Raw genomic sequence first — 17,171 nt, 5'->3', positions numbered from 1 at the left:
TGGCCGCCTCCGGCCTGCTCACGCCCGTGGCCGCGGCCCCGACGGCGTGTCTGCGCCGCCCTCTGCCGATCCGGACGCTCCCCCACACTGCCGGGACAACGGAGCCCCACGGGGTCTGGACAGCACGTCGCCGGAGTGTTCCAATGTGTTGGACACGGTATACAGTATCCGACTTTCACTGGACCGTACGCTCCGCACCTCAGCACGAAAGGGGTCGTCGCACCGATGGCCGAAGGCAAGGTACCCACCGAAACGAACAGCGACAGCGGCACGATCTCCGGCGGCCATCTGGTCGCCAAGGCCCTCAAGGCCGAGGGGGTCGACGTCGTCTTCACGCTCTGCGGCGGCCACATCATCGACATCTACGACGGCTGCGCCGACGAGGGCATCGACGTGATCGACGTCCGGCACGAGCAGGTCGCCGCGCACGCCGCCGACGGCTACGCCCGGATCACCGGCAAACCCGGCTGCGCGGTGGTGACGGCGGGTCCCGGCACCACGGACGCGGTCACCGGCATCGCCAACGCCTACCGCGCCGAGAGCCCCATGCTGGTGATCGGCGGCCAGGGCGCCCTCAGCCAGCACAAGATGGGCTCCCTCCAGGACCTGCCGCACGTGGACATGATCAACCCGATCTCCAAGTTCGCGGCCACCGTCCCGCACACCGAGCGCGTCGCCGACCTGGTCTCCATGGCCTTCCGCGAGGCCAACAACGGCGCCCCCGGCCCGTCCTTCCTGGAGATCCCCCGCGACGTGCTGGACGCCAAGGTCCCCGTGGAGCGGGCACGCGTCCCCGCCGCCGGGCACTACCGGGCCTCCACCCGTCAGGCGGGCGACCCTGCCGCCATCGAGCGCCTCGCCGAACTGATCGTGCGCTCCGAGCGGCCCAGCATCCTGCTCGGCAACCAGGTGTGGACCACCCGGGCCACCGACTCGGCCGTCGAGCTGGTCCGCGCCCTCAACATCCCCGCGTACATGAACGGCGCGGGACGCGGCACCCTCCCACCCGGGGACCCGCACCACTTCCAGCTCTCCCGGCGCTACGCCTTCAGCAACTCCGACCTCATCATCATCGTCGGGACGCCGTTCGACTTCCGGATGGGCTACGGCAAGCGCCTCTCCCCCGACGCCACCGTGGTGCAGATCGACCTCAACTACGCCACCGTCGGCAAGAACCGCGACATCGACCTCGGCATCGTTGGAGACGCCGACGTCATCCTGTCCTCGGCGCTCCAGGCCGTCTCCGGCTACGGCGACACCGGGGCGCAGGGCCGCAAGGGCTGGCTGGAGGAGCTGCGCACCCAGGAGCAGACCGCGCTCGACAAGCGCGCGCACCTGCTGACCTCGGACTCCACCCCGATCCACCCGTACCGGCTGGTCAACGAGATCAACCAGTTCCTCACCGAGGACTCCGTGTACGTGGGCGACGGCGGCGACATCGTCACCTTCTCCGGCCAGGTGGTCCAGCCGAAGTCGCCCGGCCACTGGCTGGACCCGGGGCCGCTCGGCACGTTGGGCGTCGGAATCCCGTTCGTGATGGCCGCCAAGTACGCCCGCCCGGACAAGGAGGTGGTCGCGCTCTTCGGCGACGGCGCCTTCAGCCTCACCGGATGGGACTTCGAGACCCTGGTCCGCTTCGACCTGCCCTTCGTCGGGATCGTCGGCAACAACTCCTCGATGAACCAGATCCGCTACGGCCAGATCGCCAAGTACGGCGCGGACCGGGGCGAACTGGGCAACACCCTGGGCGACGTGCGCTACTCCGAGTTCGCGAAGATGCTCGGCGGACACGGCGAGGAGGTCCACGACCCGGCCGAGATCGGCCCGGCCCTGCTGCGGGCCCGCGAGTCCGGCAAACCCTCACTGATCAACGTCTGGATCGACCCCGAGGTGTACGCCCCGGGGACCATGAACCAGACGATGTACAAGTAGCCCGGAAGGAGAGTCATGGGCAAGGCACTCGACGGGGTCCGCGTCCTGGACATGACCCACGTCCAGTCGGGACCGTCCGCGACGCAGATCCTCGCGTGGATGGGCGCCGACGTCGTCAAGCTGGAGGCGCCCTCGGGCGACATCACCCGGCGTCAGCTCCGGGACAGGCCCGGCGTGGACAGCCTGTACTTCACGATGCTCAACTCCAACAAGCGCAGCATCACCCTCAACACCAAGAGCCCCGAGGGCAAGCGGATCTTCCTGGACCTGGTGCGCCGCAGCGACGTGCTGGTGGAGAACTTCGCACCCGGAGCCCTGGACCGGATGGGGTTCACCTGGGAGGTGCTCGCGGAGGCCAACCCAAGACTGGTCTACGCCTCGATCAAGGGCTTCGGCCCGGGCGCGTACGCGGACTTCAAGGCCTACGAGGTGATCGCCCAGGCGATGGGCGGTTCCATGAGCACGACCGGGTTCGAGGACGGCCCGCCGCTGGCCACGGGCGCGCAGATCGGTGACTCGGGCACGGGAATGCATACAGTGGCCGGTATCCTCGCCGCGCTCTACCAGCGGGTGCACACCGGCCGGGGCCAGCGCGTGCAGGTCGCCATGCAGGACGCGGTGCTCAACCTGTGCCGGGTCAAGCTGCGCGACCAGCAAAGGCTCGCGCACGGCCCGCTCTCGGAGTACCCCAACGACGACTTCACCGACGAGGTCCCGCGCTCCGGCAACGCCTCCGGCGGCGGACAGCCCGGCTGGGCCGTGCGCACCGCGCCGGGCGGCCCCAACGACTACGTGTACGTGATCATCCAACCCGCGGGCTGGGCGCCCATCGCCCGGCTGATCGGCCGCCCCGAACTGGCCGAGGACCCCGAGTGGGCCACCCCCGAGGCCCGGCTCGACAAGCTCGACAAGGCCTTCGCCCTGATCGAGGAGTGGTCCCGGGAACTGCCCAAGTGGGACGTGCTCTCCGCGCTCAACGCGCACAACATCCCCTGCGGGCCGATCATGTCCACCCGGGAGATCATCGAGGACCCCACCCTGCGGGAGAACGGCGTGGTCACCGAGGTCGACCACCCCGAACGCGGCAGTTACCACACCGTGGCCTCACCCATCCGCCTCTCCGACTCCTCGGTGGACGTCAGCCGGTCCCCCCTGCTCGGTGAGCACAACCCCGACATCTACCGCGACGAGCTGGGCCTGACCTCCGAGGAACTGGCGGAGCTCTCATCGAACGGAGTGATCTGAGCGCATGGCCGTCTACACACCCGAGCGTTCCGACCGCGCCCCCTCCCCGGTCCGCGAGGTCCTCGACCGGGCCCGGGCCGAGGGCCGGACCGCGCTCACCGCCCCCGAGGGCCGCCTCCTCGCCGAGGCCTACGGCATCCCCGTCCCCGGTGAGGCACTGGCCCACAGCGCCGAGGAGGCCGCCGCCCTGGCCACCGAGATCGGTCTGCCCGTGGCAGCCAAGATCGTCTCCCCCGACATCCTGCACAAGACCGACGCGGGTGGCGTGGAGATCGGACTGAACACCACCGAGGAGGTGGCCGCCGCCTACGAGCGCGTCACCGCCAACGCCCGCGCACACGACCCCGACGCCCGCGTCGACGGCGTGCAGATCCAGCAGATGGTCCAGGGCGGTCTGGAGGTCCTGGTCGGCGCCACCACCGATCCCACGTTCGGCAAGGTCGTGGTGTTCGGGCTGGGCGGAGTCCTGGTGGAGGTCCTCAAGGACGTCTCCTTCCGCCTGGCCCCGGTCACGCGGGAGGAGGCGCTGGCCCAGGTCGCCGACATCCGGGCGGCCGAGGTCCTGGACGGGGTCCGGGGCGCCGAGGCGGTGGACCGGGGCGCCCTGGCCGACCTGCTCGTGCGGCTGTCTCAGCTGGTCACGGACTTCCCGGAGATCGCCGAGGCCGACCTCAACCCCGTGTTCGCCTCGGCGTCCGGTGCCATCGCCGCCGACCTGCGGTTCGTCCTGGACTTCGAGCCCGCCGAGGGGCCCCGCACCTTCGAGCGGGACGAGATCCTGGCGTCCATGGAGCGCATCTTCAAGCCGCGCTCCATCGCCGTGATCGGCGCCTCCAACGAGGCGGGCAAGATCGGCAACTCGGTGATCCGCAACATCGTGGACGGCGGGTTCCGGGGCGGGATCCACCCCGTCAACCCGAAGTCGGCCGAGGTCAACGGCCTCACCTCGTACAAGTCGATCACCGACGTGCCCGGCGAGGTGGACGTGGCGGTCTTCGCGATCCCGGCGAAGTTCGTGGCCGGGGCGCTGGAGGAGGCCGGACGCAAGGGGGTGGCGGGCGCCATCCTCATCCCGTCCGGGTTCGCCGAGACCGGCGAGCAGGAGCTCCAGGACGAGGTCCTCGCCGTCGCCCGCAGGCACGGGGTCCGCGTCCTCGGCCCCAACATCTACGGCTACTACTACACGCCGGAGAAGCTGTCCGCGACCTTCTGCACCCCCTACGACGTGGCCGGGGGCACCGCCCTGACCTCGCAGTCCGGGGGGATCGGCATGGCGATCCTGGGGTACAGCCGCAGCACGCGCACGGGCGTGTCCGCCATCGTGGGGGTGGGCAACAAGGCCGACATCGACGAGGACGACCTGCTCACCTTCTTCGGGCAGGACGAGAACACCAACGCCGTCGCCATGCACCTGGAGGACCTCAAGGACGGCAGGGCGTTCGTGGCCGCCGCCCGCGAGGTGGTCCCCAGGAAGCCCGTGGTGGTGCTCAAGGCCGGCCGGACCTCCGCCGGGGCCCGCGCCGCCGGGTCGCACACCGGCGCGCTCGCCGGGGACGACAAGGTCTACGACGACATCCTCCGCCAGGCGGGCGTGGTCCGGGCCCCCGGCCTGACCGAGCTCCTGGAGTACGGCCGCGCCCTGCCGGTCATGCCCGCGCCCAGCGGCGAGAACATCGTGATCATCACCGGCGCGGGCGGTTCCGGCGTGCTGCTGTCGGACGCGGTGGTGGACAACGGGATGTCGCTGTACGAGATCCCGCCGGACCTGGACGAGGCCTTCCGCGCCTTCATCCCGCCGTTCGGGGCGGCCGGCAACCCGGTGGACATCACCGGCGGCGAACCGCCCTCCACCTATGAGAAGACCATCCGCCTCGGGTTGGAGGACCCCCGCGTCCACGCCCTCGTCCTCGGCTACTGGCACACCATCGTCACCCCGCCGCTGGTCTTCGCCGACGTCGTGATCGACGTGGTGAGCAAGGCCCGCGCGGCCGGGATCGACAAGCCGGTGGTGGCCTCTCTCTCGGGTGACACCGAGGTCGAGGCGGCCAGCCAGAGGCTGTTCGAGCACGGGATCGTCGCCTACCCCTACACGACCGAGATGCCGGTGAAGGTTCTGGGCGCGAAGTATCGCTGGGCCCGGGCAGCCGGACTACTCTGACCGAGTGCCCGGCCGGTGCCACCGGCCCCGGCCGGGCCGTCACGACCCAGAACCGACAACAGCCACGCGCCACACACTGAGCACACAAGCCACACCAGCCCGGCAGTCCTGGAGCCGCCGCCGCAAGGCCGCCGGGCCCCTGGCCACCGCGAGGGACAGCCACGTCCAGCCACGGTGACCCCCAGCCACGTGTCCACCACAAGCAGGGAGGTGCAGCACCACCCGGGGGCGACATGCGAACCACGACTCGCATTCGCGCACATACGGAGTACCGCATTGGATTCCTCACGCCCCGACCCCAACTCCTCGGAACCCCCGGCGCCGTCCGGGACCCAACGACCCCACATCCCGGCCCAGCGCCAGCCCCACTCCTCAGAGTCCGGCCCCGCCGCCGAACCGGCCACCGCCTCCGACGGCGCGTCCTCCGACACTCCGGCCGACGCCGCCGCACCCCCGCAGGAGGAGCGGTTCTGGAAGGCGGGCAAGCTGGAACCGATGCCCATCCGGAGCCTGCCGAAGGCTCCCCCCTCCATCCACATCCTCGGCCCCACGGTCTTCCTCGTCGCCCTCGGCGTGGGCATGGGCGAGTCCTACATGTGGCCCCGCCTGGTCCTCGTCTTCGGCCCCGAGATCCGCTGGCTGTTCCTGATCGGCGTCTCCCTCCAGGCCGTGGTCATGCTGGAGATGTCGCGCTACGCGATGGCCACCGGGGAGAGCATCTTCTACGGCGCCGCACGCGTGTTCAAGCCGCTGATGTGGTTCTTCTTCCTCACCGCGATCCTCGTGTACATCTGGCCGGGGCACCTCTCGGCGGGCGCCTCCGCGTTCGAGCGGGTGACCGGAGTTCCCTGGCAGATCACGGCGGTGGCCGGGATGGTCCTCGTCGGCGTGGTCTTCACCCTCGCCAAGGTCATCTACGACCTGCTGGAGAACCTGCTCTCCATCTGCATCGGCCTGCTGGTGGTCGGCACGTCCGTGGTCGCGGCGATGGTCGGCAACCTGTCCGATCTCACCTCCACCATCAGCGGGATGTTCTCGTTCGGGTACTTCCCCGAGGAGGCCATGTCTGCGGCCTGGTTCCCGATCGTCGTCGGCGCCATCGCCTTCGCCGGGCCGTCCGGAATGCAGCAGATGTGGTACACCCTGCACCTGCGTGACAAGGGCGCGGGCATGGGCGCGCACATCCCCCAGATCCGGGGCCTGCGGCACGCGGGCGAGCAGGAGGCCCTACCCTCGCGCGGCTTCATGTTCGACACCTCGGACCCGAGGGAGATGGAGAAGTGGAGGGGGTGGCGCCGCTGGGTGACCTTCGACGCCATGGTGCCCTTCTGGGGCATCACCATGCTGGTGACGATCTCCTTCACCGTGCTGGCCCAGTCCGCGGCCCGGTTCGACCCACAGGTGGCGCAACTGATCCGCGACGGTGACCGGGAGGCGTCACTGGACGCAATGGCCGGTGCCTTCTCGGCGGCCGGGAGCCCCGTGCTCGGCACGGTGTTCTTCCTCTTCATCGCGCTCATCGGCATCAACGCGACCCTGGGCCTGTTCGACTCCTTCTCGCGCGGTCAGGCCGACATGACGTACAACTTCGTACCAGGCGCCAAGCGGCTCGGGATGTCGAAGCTGTACGGGTTGTTCCTGTGGGGGCTGATCGCCTTCGGCACCGTCATCCTGCTGTTCGGCCCGGCGGACGGACCTGCGGCCATCCTGGACGTGCTGGCCTTCCTGTCGGCCTTCGCGATGGGCGCGTACTGCGTGGTGCTGCTGCTGGTCAACAACATCGCCCTGCCCAAGCCGATCCGCCCCGGGATCGTCTCCAACGCGATCATCGCCCTGGCCGCCGTGTTCTACCTCGGCGCGCTCTTCTACTCGCTGATCGCCTTCGGGGTGGTGGTCGACTGATGCCCGTCTCGTCCGCCCTCCGCGCCGGGGGCACTCCGCCCAACCACCTGGAGGTCGCGCTCCCGGGCGCGGCCATCGGCCTGGTCGCCGGTCTGTTCGCCACGGGTGTGGGGATGGCGGCGGGTCTGCCGCTGGCCATGACCGGCACCGCCGGGCTGGCGCTGGGCCTCCCCCTCGCCGTGCTCGGCGCCGTGTACAGCGTGCTGCTGGCACGCGGGGTCTTCCCCATCGGGGCTGTGGCCCCGCTGGCCCTGTACTGGCTGATCGGGTTCCCCGCGGCCCAACTGTTCGACGCCCACATGGTGGCGTGGGTGATCGGTGACGGCCCCGCCCTGCGCGAACCGCTGATGTCGTTCCTCGCGTTGCAGGCCATGCTGAGCTTCGGCTTCACCATCGGCTTCCTGTGGCTGCACGAGCGGACCATGCCGCACTGGCTGATTCGTGTGCGTGGCCACAACCCGGTGGCGGAGGCGCTGTTCCAGCGCTACCTCGTGCACGCGGCCCACCTCAACCGCCGACGCGAGGGGCGCAGGGCGCGTCGGTCACCGGGCGATCGCGGGCGCCGCGACTGACCCGCCCCCGTCCACGGAACGGGATCCGAGCTGACGGCCCCGGTGGGCCTCCACCCGCCGGGGCCGTCAGCTGTGCGGCAAGTGCCCTGCGGGACCCGTGTCGCCAGGCGGGGTGGCCTCCGGCCGTCCGTCGACCGTTCGGCGCACCAGCGGACCGTTCGTCGCACGGTGGGCGACCGCTCGACGCTCCTCGTCCGCGTTCGGCGCGCGCCCCGGCACGCCCCCCTGCTCAGGCCACGTGTCCCTCATTACAGTGCGAGGTAACGCACGTCACACGAGCTGGTCATTCGAGGCGGGCCCGCCCCACAGCGGGAACGCGACCAGACGCGGCACCTTCCCCGCCATCCCCCCGGAGGTTACGAACAGCATGGCAAGCCAACCATCGGCCAAGGACCCCACGCCCGGGTCGAACCCGGACGAGGCTCCCGCAGCGGAACCGATCCCGTCCGAGACCATCGTCGCGATGCACAGCGACCCCCGGTTCCTCCACCTCAGGCGCACCCTGTACGTCTTCGTCTTCCCGATGACCGTGCTGTTCCTGATCTGGTACGCCATCTACGTCGCGATGTCCGGCTTCGCGCGCGACATCATGGCGATCGAGGTCGCCGCCGGATTCAACGTCGCGCTGCTCTTGGGCCTGCTCCAGTTCGTCTCGACCTTCGGGATCGCGATCCTCTACTCCTGGTACGCCCGCAAGAAGTTCGACCCGCTCTCCTACGAACTGCGTGACGAGCTCCTGGGTCTCAACGACAAGAAGGCGGAGGAGGGCCAGTGATCCTCTCGACCGGAATCCTCCTCGCGCAGGAAGGCGCCGTCACCGGTGCCAGCCGGACCATCACCATGGTCCTGTTCCTGCTGACCATCGCGGGCACCCTCGCCATCACCGCGTGGGCCAACAAACGCACGCACACGGCCACCGACTTCCACTCCGGCGGCCGCGGCTTCACCGCCACCCAGAACGGCTTCGCCATCGCGGGCGACTACATGTCGGCCGCGTCCTTCCTCGGCATCGCGGGCATGATCGCGCTGTCCGGCTACGACGGCTTCCTTTACTCCATCGGGTTCCTCGTCGCCTGGCTGATCGCGCTCCTGCTGGTCGCCGAGATGCTGCGCAACTCCGGCCGCTTCACCATGGGCGACGTGCTGTCCTACCGGATGCAGCAGCGCCCCGTCCGCACGGCGGCGGCCGTGTCCACCCTGACCGTGTCGATCTTCTACCTGATCGCGCAGATGGTCGGCGCGGGCGCGCTGATCGCCCTGCTGCTCGGCATCCAGGGCGACCAGACCTACCTCGGCATGTCCGGTGACGTCGCCAAGATCATGGGCATCGTGGTGGTCGGCCTGCTGATGGTCATCTACGTGACCTTCGGCGGCATGAAGGGCACCACCTGGGTCCAGATCGTCCAGGCCGCCTTCCTCATGATCAGCGTCGCCTTCCTGGTGGTGCTGACCCTGTCCATCTACGGGTTCAGCCTGCCCGAGCTGATGACGCAGGCGGCCAACTCCAGCCAGGTCGGTGACGAGACCTTCCTCCAGCCCGGTCTGCTGTACGGCCAGGAGGTCGACAGCGCCGTCCAGACCATGTGGAACAAGCTGGACCTGATCAGCCTCGGCATGGCCCTGGTGCTCGGCACCGCCGGCCTGCCGCACGTCCTGATCCGCTTCTACACGGTTCCGGACTCCACCACCGCCCGCAAGTCCGTCAACTGGGGCATCGGCCTCATCGGCGTCTTCTACCTGATGACCCTGGTGCTGGGCTTCGGCGCCGCCGCGCTGGTCGGCTACGAGACCATCCAGGACCAGAACCCGGCGGGCAACACCGCCGCGCCCATGCTCGCGGAGGCGGTCGGGGCCAACATCGGCGGTCCGATCTTCGCGTCGATCATGCTGGCGGTCATCGCCTCGGTGGCCTTCGCGACCATCCTCACCACCGTCGCCGGTCTGACCATCGCCTCGTCCTCGTCCCTGGCCCACGACTTCTACAACTCCGTGATCCGCAAGGGCAAGGCGACCGGAGCCGAGGAGGTGAAGGTCGCCCGGGTCGTCACCTGGTTCGTCGGCCTCATCGCCATCGTCCTCGCGGTGTTCGCGCAGAACCTCAACGTGGCCTTCCTGGTCTCGCTGGCGTTCGCGATCGCGGCCTCCGCGAACCTGCCGACCCTCCTGCTCAGCCTGTTCTGGAAGCGCTTCAACACCGCCGGTGCCCTCGCGGGTATCTACGGTGGTCTGATCAGCGCGGTCGGCCTGGTGTTCTTCTCGCCGGTGGTCTCCGGTTCGGAGACCGCGCTCATCCCGGGCGCCGACTTCGCGTGGTTCCCGATGCCCAACCCGGCGCTGGTCTCGGTGCCGCTGGGTCTGCTCTGCGCCGTGGTCGGAACCCTGCTGTCCAAGGAGCGCGACTACGAGAAGTTCGCGATGCTCCAGGTCCGCGCCCTGACCGGCGCGGGTGCGGAGAAGGCCAGCAGCCACTAGGTCGTGCTCTTTTGGATCATTCCGCGCTCGCGTCCACCAGGCTGCCTCTCACTGCGCCGATGAAGCTCGGACAGCCAATCCCGGGCTAACCATCGCTCATCGTCTTGCGAGAGATTGCCTGGACGGCCGCTCGCATCGATGGCGGCTCCGCCGCCACCGGCGAAAGCATCCAAAAGAACACTCCCTAGCCGAACGGTCCCCCGCTGACGGGCCCGTCGCCTCCCGGGGCGACGGGCCCGTCCCGTGCACCGTCCGCACCGACGGTGCACGCTCTGACACGAAGAGGAAAGGCGACGTCAGTACGTGATCGCCGACACATTTTGCGGGGATAAGATCGGTCCGTGTCCTATCGGTGGCTGTCGTGGCTTTCCCCCTCCCGGCGCCCCACGTCCTCGGAACGCCGGGCGAGCGTCGAGTTGATGCGCCAGGTCCACGCCCTGGGGGTCGACCTCCGGGACGGCCTGCACGGGCGCGGCGCGCACTCCGCGGCCCGCCGCCTGCGCCAGGTCCTGGCGGTGGACGGGGTGCTGCTAGCCGACCTCGACGGAACGGTCGCCTCCCACGGGAGGTGCCCGGACCCCGCCGAGGTCGAAGCCCTGCTGTCCCAGGTCTTCGAGTACGGAGGCGGCGCCCGCACCCGTCTGCCCGACGGCTCCTCGGTGTGCGCCGTGCCCCTCACTGTCGCCGACGAGCTCTCCGGCGCCCTGGTGGCCTCGGGCCAGCCCGTGGAGGCGGACATGGAAGCGGCGGCCGCGCTGGTCTCGGACTGCCTGGACCACGCCGCCCTGCGCCGGGCCCGCGCCCGGATCGCCGCCGCCGACCTGCGGACCCTACGCGCGCAGATCTCCCCGCACTTCGTCCACAACGCGCTCGCCGTGATCGCCGCGCTGGTGCGCACCGACCCGGACCGGGCCCGCCACCTGCTCTCGGACTTCGCCGACTACCTCCGGTACGGGTTCTCGGAGAAGGGCGACTACGCCACGGTCTCCGACGAGCTGGAGGCCACCCAGACCTACCTCGAGCTCCAGCGGGCCCGGTTCCACGACCGCCTCGACATCACCGTGCGGATGGCTCCCGAGGTGCTCCCCGTGGCCATCCCCTTCCTGGTCGTACAGCCGATCGTGGAGAACGCGATCCGGCACGGGCTGGAACGCAAGGAGGGCACCGGGCACATCAGCGTGTCCGGGTTCGGCGAGGGGCCGCTGTGCGTCATCGAGATCGAGGATGACGGTGTGGGCATGTACCCGGAGCTGGCGCGGGCGCTGTTGGCGGGCACAGGCCCCGAGTCCCGGGGCGTCGGTCTCGCCAACGTCGACCAGAGGCTGCGTGCGGTCTACGGGCCCGAGTACGGTCTGGTGATCGAGACCGCGCTGGGAGAAGGGACGAAGGTGACCGTGCGCGTACCGAGATTCGCACCCGGGGTGGTGGTCCGGTGAAGCCCGAACTCCGTGTGCTGGTGGTGGAGGACGAGTCCTCCACCCGGCAGGAGATGGCCTCCCTTCTGGCCGACATGCCCGAGGTCGCGGAGGTCCTGGTCGCGTCCAACGGCGCCACCGCCGTCCGCCTGCTCGGTACGACCAGCATCGACGCGGCCTTCCTTGACATCCTCATGCCCGGGCTGGACGGCATGGACGTGGCGCGCGTGCTGAGCGTGATGTCGGAGCCGCCCTCCATCGTGTTCGTGACGGCCTCCGAGGCGCACGCCGTGGAGGCCTTCGGGATCGGGGCCGTGGACTACCTGCTCAAGCCGATCCGGCCGGAGCGGCTGGCCGAGGCGGTGGGGCGGATCGCGCAGCTGCGCGGATCCGGCGGCGCCCCACCCCCTGCGGAGGACCTGCACGTGGTGCAGATCGACTCCGGGCGCCGGACCGTCTTCGTCAAGCGCGACGACGTGCAGTTCGTGGAGGCGCAGGGCGACTACGTGCGGCTGCACACGGCCGACGGCACGCACCTGATCCGCCTGTCGCTGTCGTACCTGGAGGAGGTGTGGGCCTCGGCCGGGTTCATCCGGGTGCACCGGGGGTTCCTGATCGCCATCCCCTGGGTGCGGGACCTGCGGGTGACCTCCTCGTCCGGTCTGGTGGCCGGGACCCCCGCCGGTGACGTGCCGGTGAGCCGACGCCACAGCCGCCACCTCCGGAGCCAGCTCATGGAGGCGGCCAAGCGCGACCAGCTGGGCCGTTCGGCCCGCCCGCCCGGAGCGGTCAAGGAGCAGCAGTGAACGCCGGACGGGGGCGCGGATGAGCCCTCGCCGCGAGAAGCTCACCAGCCCGCAGACCCGCATCGCGCTGGCCCGGGGCAACCGACCCGCGCACCACCTCATCCCGGTGCCCGCCCCGGTGGACACCGAGGCGGCGCGGCGGCTCTTCCGGGCCCAGCGGCGCACGGCGGTGCGCACGGTCCTGCTGCTGGCGGGGGTGCTCTTCGGGCTGAGCGGGGCCTTCGCCGTCTTCCCCGGACTGGGGCGGACGCGCCTGGCCGAGGTCCCGGTCTCCTGGCTGCTGCTGACGGTGGCGGTCTACCCGCTGCTGTTCGGTCTGGCCCTGTGGCACGTGCGCGCGGCCGAACGCCTGGAGGACCGGGCCGAGGCCCGAGCGTCGGAACGCGCCGAGGCGGACGGCGCCGACCCCGACGGAACACCATGACCACGGCCGTGCTGGCGATCGGCCTGGTCCTGGTCACCAGCTTGGTGATCGGCCTGTACGGGGTGCGGGCGGCCCGCTCCACCTCGGACTTCCTGGTGGCGTCGCGGCGCGTTTCACCGAACTGGAACGCCCTCGCCATCGCCGGTGAGTACCTGTCGGCCGCCTCGGTGCTGGGTCTGGCCGGGCTCCTGCTCAAGAACGGGCTGGGCACCATGTGGTACGCGGTGGGGTTCACCGCGGGCTACGTCGCCGTGGTGGCGCTGGTGGCCGGGCCGATGCGGCGGTCCGGAGCCTTCACCGTGCCGGACTTCGCCGAGTACCGGCTGGGCGCGCCACGGCTGCGCAAGCTCTGCGGGTGCGTGGTTCTGGTGATCATGCTGCTGTACCTGGTGCCGCAGTTCAAGGGCGCCGGGGTGGTGCTGAGCCTGGTCAGCGGGACCCCCTACTGGGTGGGCGTGCTGCTGGCGGGCCTGGTGGTGAGCGGGTCGATCGCGGCGGGCGGTATGCGCTCGGCCACCTACGTGCAGGCCTTCCACTACGTCGTCAAACTGGCCTTCCTCGCCGTTCCCGCGATCTTCCTCGTGGTGCACGCGGGCGCCGACACCCGCGCGGACGCGCTGCACCCGGAGTGGGGCACGCACTTCCCCCGGACCACGCCCGTCGAGTTCGCCGTGGCCACGGACTTCAGCCTGGACCACGCGGTCACCGTGACCACCACTGACGGCGAGGAACTGGAGCTGGCCGCCGGAGAGCACTCGGTGGCCGAGGGCACGGAGTACGTGTTCCCCGAGGGCGCCACCATCCCGCACCCCGCGGGCCTGCCGGAGCTGGGCAGTGAGCGGTGGAGCACTCCGCTGCTGGATGTGGGCGGGTACCCGCTGTTCGAGACCTGGTCGACCCTGCTCGCCATCACGCTCGGCTGTATGGGCCTGCCGCACGTGATTATGCGCTTCCACACGAGTCCGACCGCGCGGATCGCCCGCAGGGTGGCGGTCGGCGTCATCGCCCTGCTGGGGCTGTTTTACCTGTTCCCCACGGTCTACGGCCTGCTGGGCCGAGTGCTCACGCCACAGCTGGTGATGCTCCAGGGCACCGACACCGTGGCGGTGGTGCTGCCCGCCGAGGCGGTCCCCGGTTCGGTGGGCACGATCCTGACGGCCCTGGTAGCGGCGGGGGCCTTCGGCGCGTTCCTGTCCACGTCCTCGGGCCTCCTGCTGGCTTTGGCTGGAGGGTTGTCCCACGACCTGTTCCAGGGGAGCGTGCCCCGGCTGCGGCTGGCCGTGGCGGTCGGCGCCTGCGTCGCGGTGCTCCTGGCGCTGCCCGCGCAGATGATCGACATCAACGTGCTGGTCGTGTGGGCGTTCACGGTGGCGGCGTCCACCTTCTGCCCGCTGTTGGTGCTGGGCATCTGGTGGCGGCGGCTCACCCTGCCCGGGGCGGCCGCCGGGCTGATCGTCGGCGGGGTCACCGCGACCGGCGCTGTCGGCTGGTCGATCCTGTTCAGCACACCCGAGGGCTGGGTGAGCGTGCTGCTGGCACAACCAGCGGCCTGGACCATCCCGTTGGCCTTCCTCACGATGACGGTGGTCTCGCGGTTCACCCGCCCGCCGGAGTGGGCCGAGCACGCGGTGCTGCGCCTGCACTCTCCATAGGAAGTTCCGGCGCCTGGCATGAGACGAGCGAGATCGTGGTCATGCCTCTGGGCTTCCTGCGGATGGCCCAGCCCATCTCCCCAACCGGCCACGCCATCAATGACGGATCAGGACACAGAGGTGCGCACCGCGTCCTCGTTCGCTTGGGCGCTCAACAGCAGGTCCCGGTATGGCGAGGTCACCACCGGGTGGGGACCCAGCTCCAGGAGCTGTTCGATCTCTTCGAGTTGCCGTACGGCTTCCTGGCGAGAGCCTTCGGAGACGATTTCGGTCTCGACGAACGATCCCAGGCCCGTGACCGTGTCCACCACCACCGAGAGCTCCGGTTGCCCCGAGTCGCGGTAGCAGGTGCGCGACTTCTCCACCCGGGCCAGCCGGACCATGCCCAACGCCTCCAGCAGAGCATGGGCGTGTGCGACCTGGGCAGTGTCCGCCAGCGCCACGTTCGTCTCCCGCTTGGCGATAACACCCGTGGTGCTGTGGGTGGTGGAGTCGGAGGCGGGCTTGTAGGTGACCTCGCACCCGCCGTCACGTTCACGGACCCGCAGGCACTCGACAGTGACCAGGAAGTCGACGTCGGGCCTGCTGTAGTAGGTATCGACCTCCACCGTCGGCCTCATCGCGACGAACCCCGACTGTTCCAGCCGCTGTTCCAGGAGCTCGCGATTCTCCAACTTACGTTTGCGCTCAATCTCCATCAGTGGCATCGAGGGTCATGCCCTTCCAGGGGCCAGGGCCGCGTACACGCGAGCGAGGTTGTGTTTGCTGAACGACTCTCGAACACTGGCCAGTGCCTCGGCCAGCATCCGGGAATCCGACACCGGGATGTTACGGAAGAGCTCGAGCTGTTTGGCGTCCCACAGCGGATTGGCGAGCCGTCTGGTCAGGTACCGGTGGAAGCTCCGATCCTGTCCAACTGCGGACGGCGAAGCCCATGACCCGTGGAGCGACAAGGTGGCGCGAATCCAGGATTGCGGCAGCTAGACGAACGGACAGGCCCCGACTGCGATCAGTCAGGGCCTAGAGGTGACAGGGGCTACACCTGGTCGGCACGGATAACGCCGAGGGCAGCGGCCCACTCTGCCCCGGCGAACCCCAGGGCACCGAGGTCGCGGTTCTGGGTGTCGCGGACCAGGTGCTCACCAGGGACGTCAGCAACCTCTACACAGTTGTTTCCGGTGCCGCTGTAGGAGGACTTGCGGTAGCGGGCGACCTCGACGCAGTTGTTGCGGTCGCTGTAGCTGGACTTGTGGAAGGTGAGTTCGGCGGGGTGGGGGTGCATCTTGGGGACCTCCGCTGGAGATGGGGGTGCTGACTGACTCATACACAGTCCTGCCCGCTGCGACACCTCATGCTCAGAGGAGAACGTCCCGAACCCCTGTCCAGCTGTGGACAGTGGACCTGCTTCCCGCTCAATAAGCAGCGAGGTACAGTGTTCCTGGATGAGTACGTAGAAGGCCCCGGCAGGTTCTGTCGGGGCCTCTCTGCTTCTTGCAGACTTATCCGCGACGAACGGCGCCCAGGAGTGCCCCCCACTCCCGCCCAGAAAGCAGGAAGTGGCCGTTCTCCGGGTTCTGGGAGTCCCGCACGGCAGCCGTCCCTTCCCCTGCGTCGGCGTACTCGACGCAGTTTGACGGGTTGCTGTAGCTCGACTTGCGGAACATGAGCTGATTGTCAGTGGATGAGTACATGGTCGTGACTTTCTAGGCGGCCAGTGCCCGCAGGTATGCGGGCACTTCATCAGGGTCGAGGGCCTTGGCAACCAACCGGTCGAAGGACTGGCGGTACCGAGTGACCTCGGTCGGCTTCTCCAGGTAGAGGCCATCCGTGTTTGTCTCCAAGAACGTGATCGCTGCGGCGTCCTCGTAGTCCAGGATCACGAACGGCCCTCCCATCCCAGCATGCAACCCCGCACTCATGGTGAGTACCTGGATGGTCACGTCGTTCGGAGCTTCCGCCAGCTCAATGAGCCGGTCAACCTGCGGGTGGAACAGCTCCGGATGCGACCGCAGCATGAGCAGGGCAGCCTCGTGGATCACAGCCCACACGAACGGCCGGTCCTCCTGCTGGGTGAGTAGCTGTTGGCGCCGCATCCGGGCCTCAACCGCTCTGGCGATGTCGTCTGGGTTGCGAATAAGTGTTGCCTGGGCAACGGCCGCAGCGTATGCCTCAGTCTGGAAGAGACCAGGGATGTACTGCGGCTCGAAGATCTTGATACCGGTCGCCCCGGCCTCGTAAGAGGTGTACGGGCCACCGATCGCGTCACCGTAGCGGTTCCACCACCCGCTCTCCCGAGACTAACGGACCAGGGTGAGAATCGCTTCCCGCTCTGCTGAGTCCCTGACCTTGTACAGATCGAGCAACACACGGACGTCCGTCACAGCGGGCTTCTTCGACCGTCCAGTTTCGATGTTCGAGACTTTCGTGCTCGACCACTCCAGGTCCTCAGCAACCTGCTCGATGGTCTTGCCCGTGGCGATTCGCTTCGCGCGCATCTGCGCAGACAGCTGCCGTCTGGCGACGGATGGGCTGCTCAAATCGACCTCCTTTGGATCTGTCGCCGATGGTATCGCCGCCCGACCCGAACCAGACA

Annotated in this window: 16 protein-coding genes; 11 read left to right on the top strand and 5 right to left on the bottom strand. The window is 69.3% G+C overall.

The features are described from left to right. Positions 1-225 precede the first annotated feature (225 nt). The 11 genes from KBX21_RS08215 to KBX21_RS08165 all read left to right on the top strand — a co-directional run bounded on the left by KBX21_RS08215 (position 226) and on the right by KBX21_RS08165 (position 14,578). On the top strand, positions 226-1,932 hold the full coding sequence (locus KBX21_RS08215) for a thiamine pyrophosphate-binding protein (RefSeq protein WP_049571976.1): 1,707 nt from the start codon (positions 226-228) through the stop codon (positions 1,930-1,932). A 15-nt stretch (positions 1,933-1,947) separates the two neighbouring features. Beyond that, positions 1,948-3,177, top strand: a complete 1,230-nt coding sequence (gene frc / locus KBX21_RS08210; RefSeq protein ID WP_049571974.1) for a formyl-CoA transferase — start codon at positions 1,948-1,950, stop codon at positions 3,175-3,177. Positions 3,178-3,181: 4 nt separating this feature from the next. Then, the gene (locus KBX21_RS08205) at positions 3,182-5,335 is read left to right on the top strand and encodes an acetate--CoA ligase family protein (RefSeq protein WP_210841529.1); all 2,154 of its coding nucleotides are present in this window, start codon (positions 3,182-3,184) and stop codon (positions 5,333-5,335) included. 276 nt (positions 5,336-5,611) lie between these two features. Then, complete coding sequence (locus tag KBX21_RS08200) at positions 5,612-7,237, top strand: Nramp family divalent metal transporter (RefSeq protein ID WP_210841528.1); 1,626 nt, start codon at positions 5,612-5,614, stop codon at positions 7,235-7,237. Next, a complete protein-coding gene (locus KBX21_RS08195) occupies positions 7,237-7,809 on the top strand; it encodes a hypothetical protein (RefSeq protein WP_210841527.1) in 573 nt (190 codons plus the stop codon). The genes KBX21_RS08200 and KBX21_RS08195 overlap by 1 nt, the downstream gene beginning before the upstream one ends. A 367-nt stretch (positions 7,810-8,176) precedes the next feature. Continuing rightward, the gene (locus KBX21_RS08190; RefSeq protein WP_210841526.1) at positions 8,177-8,584 is read left to right on the top strand and encodes a DUF485 domain-containing protein; all 408 of its coding nucleotides are present in this window, start codon (positions 8,177-8,179) and stop codon (positions 8,582-8,584) included. Positions 8,585-8,598: 14 nt separating this feature from the next. Continuing rightward, positions 8,599-10,281 carry a cation acetate symporter gene (locus tag KBX21_RS08185; RefSeq protein WP_210841593.1) on the top strand — a complete coding sequence of 561 codons (1,683 nt, stop codon included), beginning with the start codon at positions 8,599-8,601 and terminating at the stop codon, positions 10,279-10,281. A gap of 419 nt (positions 10,282-10,700) precedes the next feature. After that, positions 10,701-11,717, top strand: a complete 1,017-nt coding sequence (locus tag KBX21_RS08180) for a sensor histidine kinase (RefSeq protein WP_049571953.1) — start codon at positions 10,701-10,703, stop codon at positions 11,715-11,717. After that, positions 11,714-12,502 carry a LytTR family DNA-binding domain-containing protein gene (locus KBX21_RS08175; RefSeq protein WP_049571951.1) on the top strand — a complete coding sequence of 263 codons (789 nt, stop codon included), beginning with the start codon at positions 11,714-11,716 and terminating at the stop codon, positions 12,500-12,502. Before KBX21_RS08180 ends, KBX21_RS08175 begins: the two co-directional genes overlap by 4 nt. 19 nt (positions 12,503-12,521) lie before the next feature. Then, positions 12,522-12,926 (top strand): hypothetical protein, encoded by a 405-nt coding sequence (locus KBX21_RS08170; protein ID WP_049571948.1) that lies wholly within the window; start codon positions 12,522-12,524, stop codon positions 12,924-12,926. After that, on the top strand, positions 12,923-14,578 hold the full coding sequence (locus KBX21_RS08165) for a cation acetate symporter (RefSeq protein ID WP_049571945.1): 1,656 nt from the start codon (positions 12,923-12,925) through the stop codon (positions 14,576-14,578). Before KBX21_RS08170 ends, KBX21_RS08165 begins: the two co-directional genes overlap by 4 nt. Before the next feature lie 107 nt (positions 14,579-14,685). Here KBX21_RS08165 and cyaB read toward each other — a convergent pair whose 3' ends face one another. The 5 genes from cyaB to KBX21_RS27095 all read right to left on the bottom strand — a co-directional run bounded on the left by cyaB (position 14,686) and on the right by KBX21_RS27095 (position 17,115). Next, entirely contained in the window at positions 14,686-15,285 is a 600-nt protein-coding gene (gene cyaB, locus KBX21_RS08160; RefSeq protein ID WP_210841525.1) for a class IV adenylate cyclase, read from the bottom strand. Positions 15,286-15,614: 329 nt separating this feature from the next. Beyond that, positions 15,615-15,860, bottom strand: a complete 246-nt coding sequence (locus tag KBX21_RS08155; protein WP_210841524.1) for a DUF397 domain-containing protein — start codon at positions 15,858-15,860, stop codon at positions 15,615-15,617. Between the two features lie 217 nt (positions 15,861-16,077). Next, positions 16,078-16,269 carry a DUF397 domain-containing protein gene (locus KBX21_RS08150; protein WP_210841523.1) on the bottom strand — a complete coding sequence of 64 codons (192 nt, stop codon included), beginning with the start codon at positions 16,267-16,269 and terminating at the stop codon, positions 16,078-16,080. A gap of 12 nt (positions 16,270-16,281) precedes the next feature. Next, the gene (locus tag KBX21_RS08145; protein ID WP_307869180.1) at positions 16,282-16,836 is read right to left on the bottom strand and encodes a DUF5753 domain-containing protein; all 555 of its coding nucleotides are present in this window, start codon (positions 16,834-16,836) and stop codon (positions 16,282-16,284) included. 39 nt (positions 16,837-16,875) lie between these two features. After that, a complete protein-coding gene (locus KBX21_RS27095) occupies positions 16,876-17,115 on the bottom strand; it encodes a helix-turn-helix transcriptional regulator (protein ID WP_307869175.1) in 240 nt (79 codons plus the stop codon). Positions 17,116-17,171 lie beyond the last annotated feature (56 nt).

Source organism: Nocardiopsis sp. B62 (assembly GCF_018070675.1).
GTDB classification, from domain to species: domain Bacteria; phylum Actinomycetota; class Actinomycetes; order Streptosporangiales; family Streptosporangiaceae; genus Nocardiopsis; species Nocardiopsis prasina.
The sequence above is the reverse complement of the archived record's forward strand: the minus strand, read 5'-3'. Positions and strand labels throughout refer to the sequence as shown.

Bases quoted from the DNA above. Each gene is read 5' to 3' on its own strand.
- KBX21_RS08215 (WP_049571976.1), top strand. From the start codon at position 226: ATGGCCGAAGGCAAGGTACCCACCGAAACGAACAGCGACAGCGGCACG.
- frc (WP_049571974.1), top strand. From the start codon at position 1,948: ATGGGCAAGGCACTCGACGGGGTCCGCGTCCTGGACATGACCCACGTC.
- KBX21_RS08205 (WP_210841529.1), top strand. From the start codon at position 3,182: ATGGCCGTCTACACACCCGAGCGTTCCGACCGCGCCCCCTCCCCGGTC.
- KBX21_RS08195 (WP_210841527.1), top strand. From the start codon at position 7,237: ATGCCCGTCTCGTCCGCCCTCCGCGCCGGGGGCACTCCGCCCAACCAC.
- KBX21_RS08190 (WP_210841526.1), top strand. From the start codon at position 8,177: ATGGCAAGCCAACCATCGGCCAAGGACCCCACGCCCGGGTCGAACCCG.
- KBX21_RS08180 (WP_049571953.1), top strand. From the start codon at position 10,701: ATGCGCCAGGTCCACGCCCTGGGGGTCGACCTCCGGGACGGCCTGCAC.
- KBX21_RS08170 (WP_049571948.1), top strand. From the start codon at position 12,522: ATGAGCCCTCGCCGCGAGAAGCTCACCAGCCCGCAGACCCGCATCGCG.
- KBX21_RS08165 (WP_049571945.1), top strand. From the start codon at position 12,923: ATGACCACGGCCGTGCTGGCGATCGGCCTGGTCCTGGTCACCAGCTTG.
- cyaB (WP_210841525.1), bottom strand. From the start codon at position 15,285: ATGCCACTGATGGAGATTGAGCGCAAACGTAAGTTGGAGAATCGCGAG.
- KBX21_RS08155 (WP_210841524.1), bottom strand. From the start codon at position 15,860: ATGCACCCCCACCCCGCCGAACTCACCTTCCACAAGTCCAGCTACAGC.
- KBX21_RS08150 (WP_210841523.1), bottom strand. From the start codon at position 16,269: ATGTACTCATCCACTGACAATCAGCTCATGTTCCGCAAGTCGAGCTAC.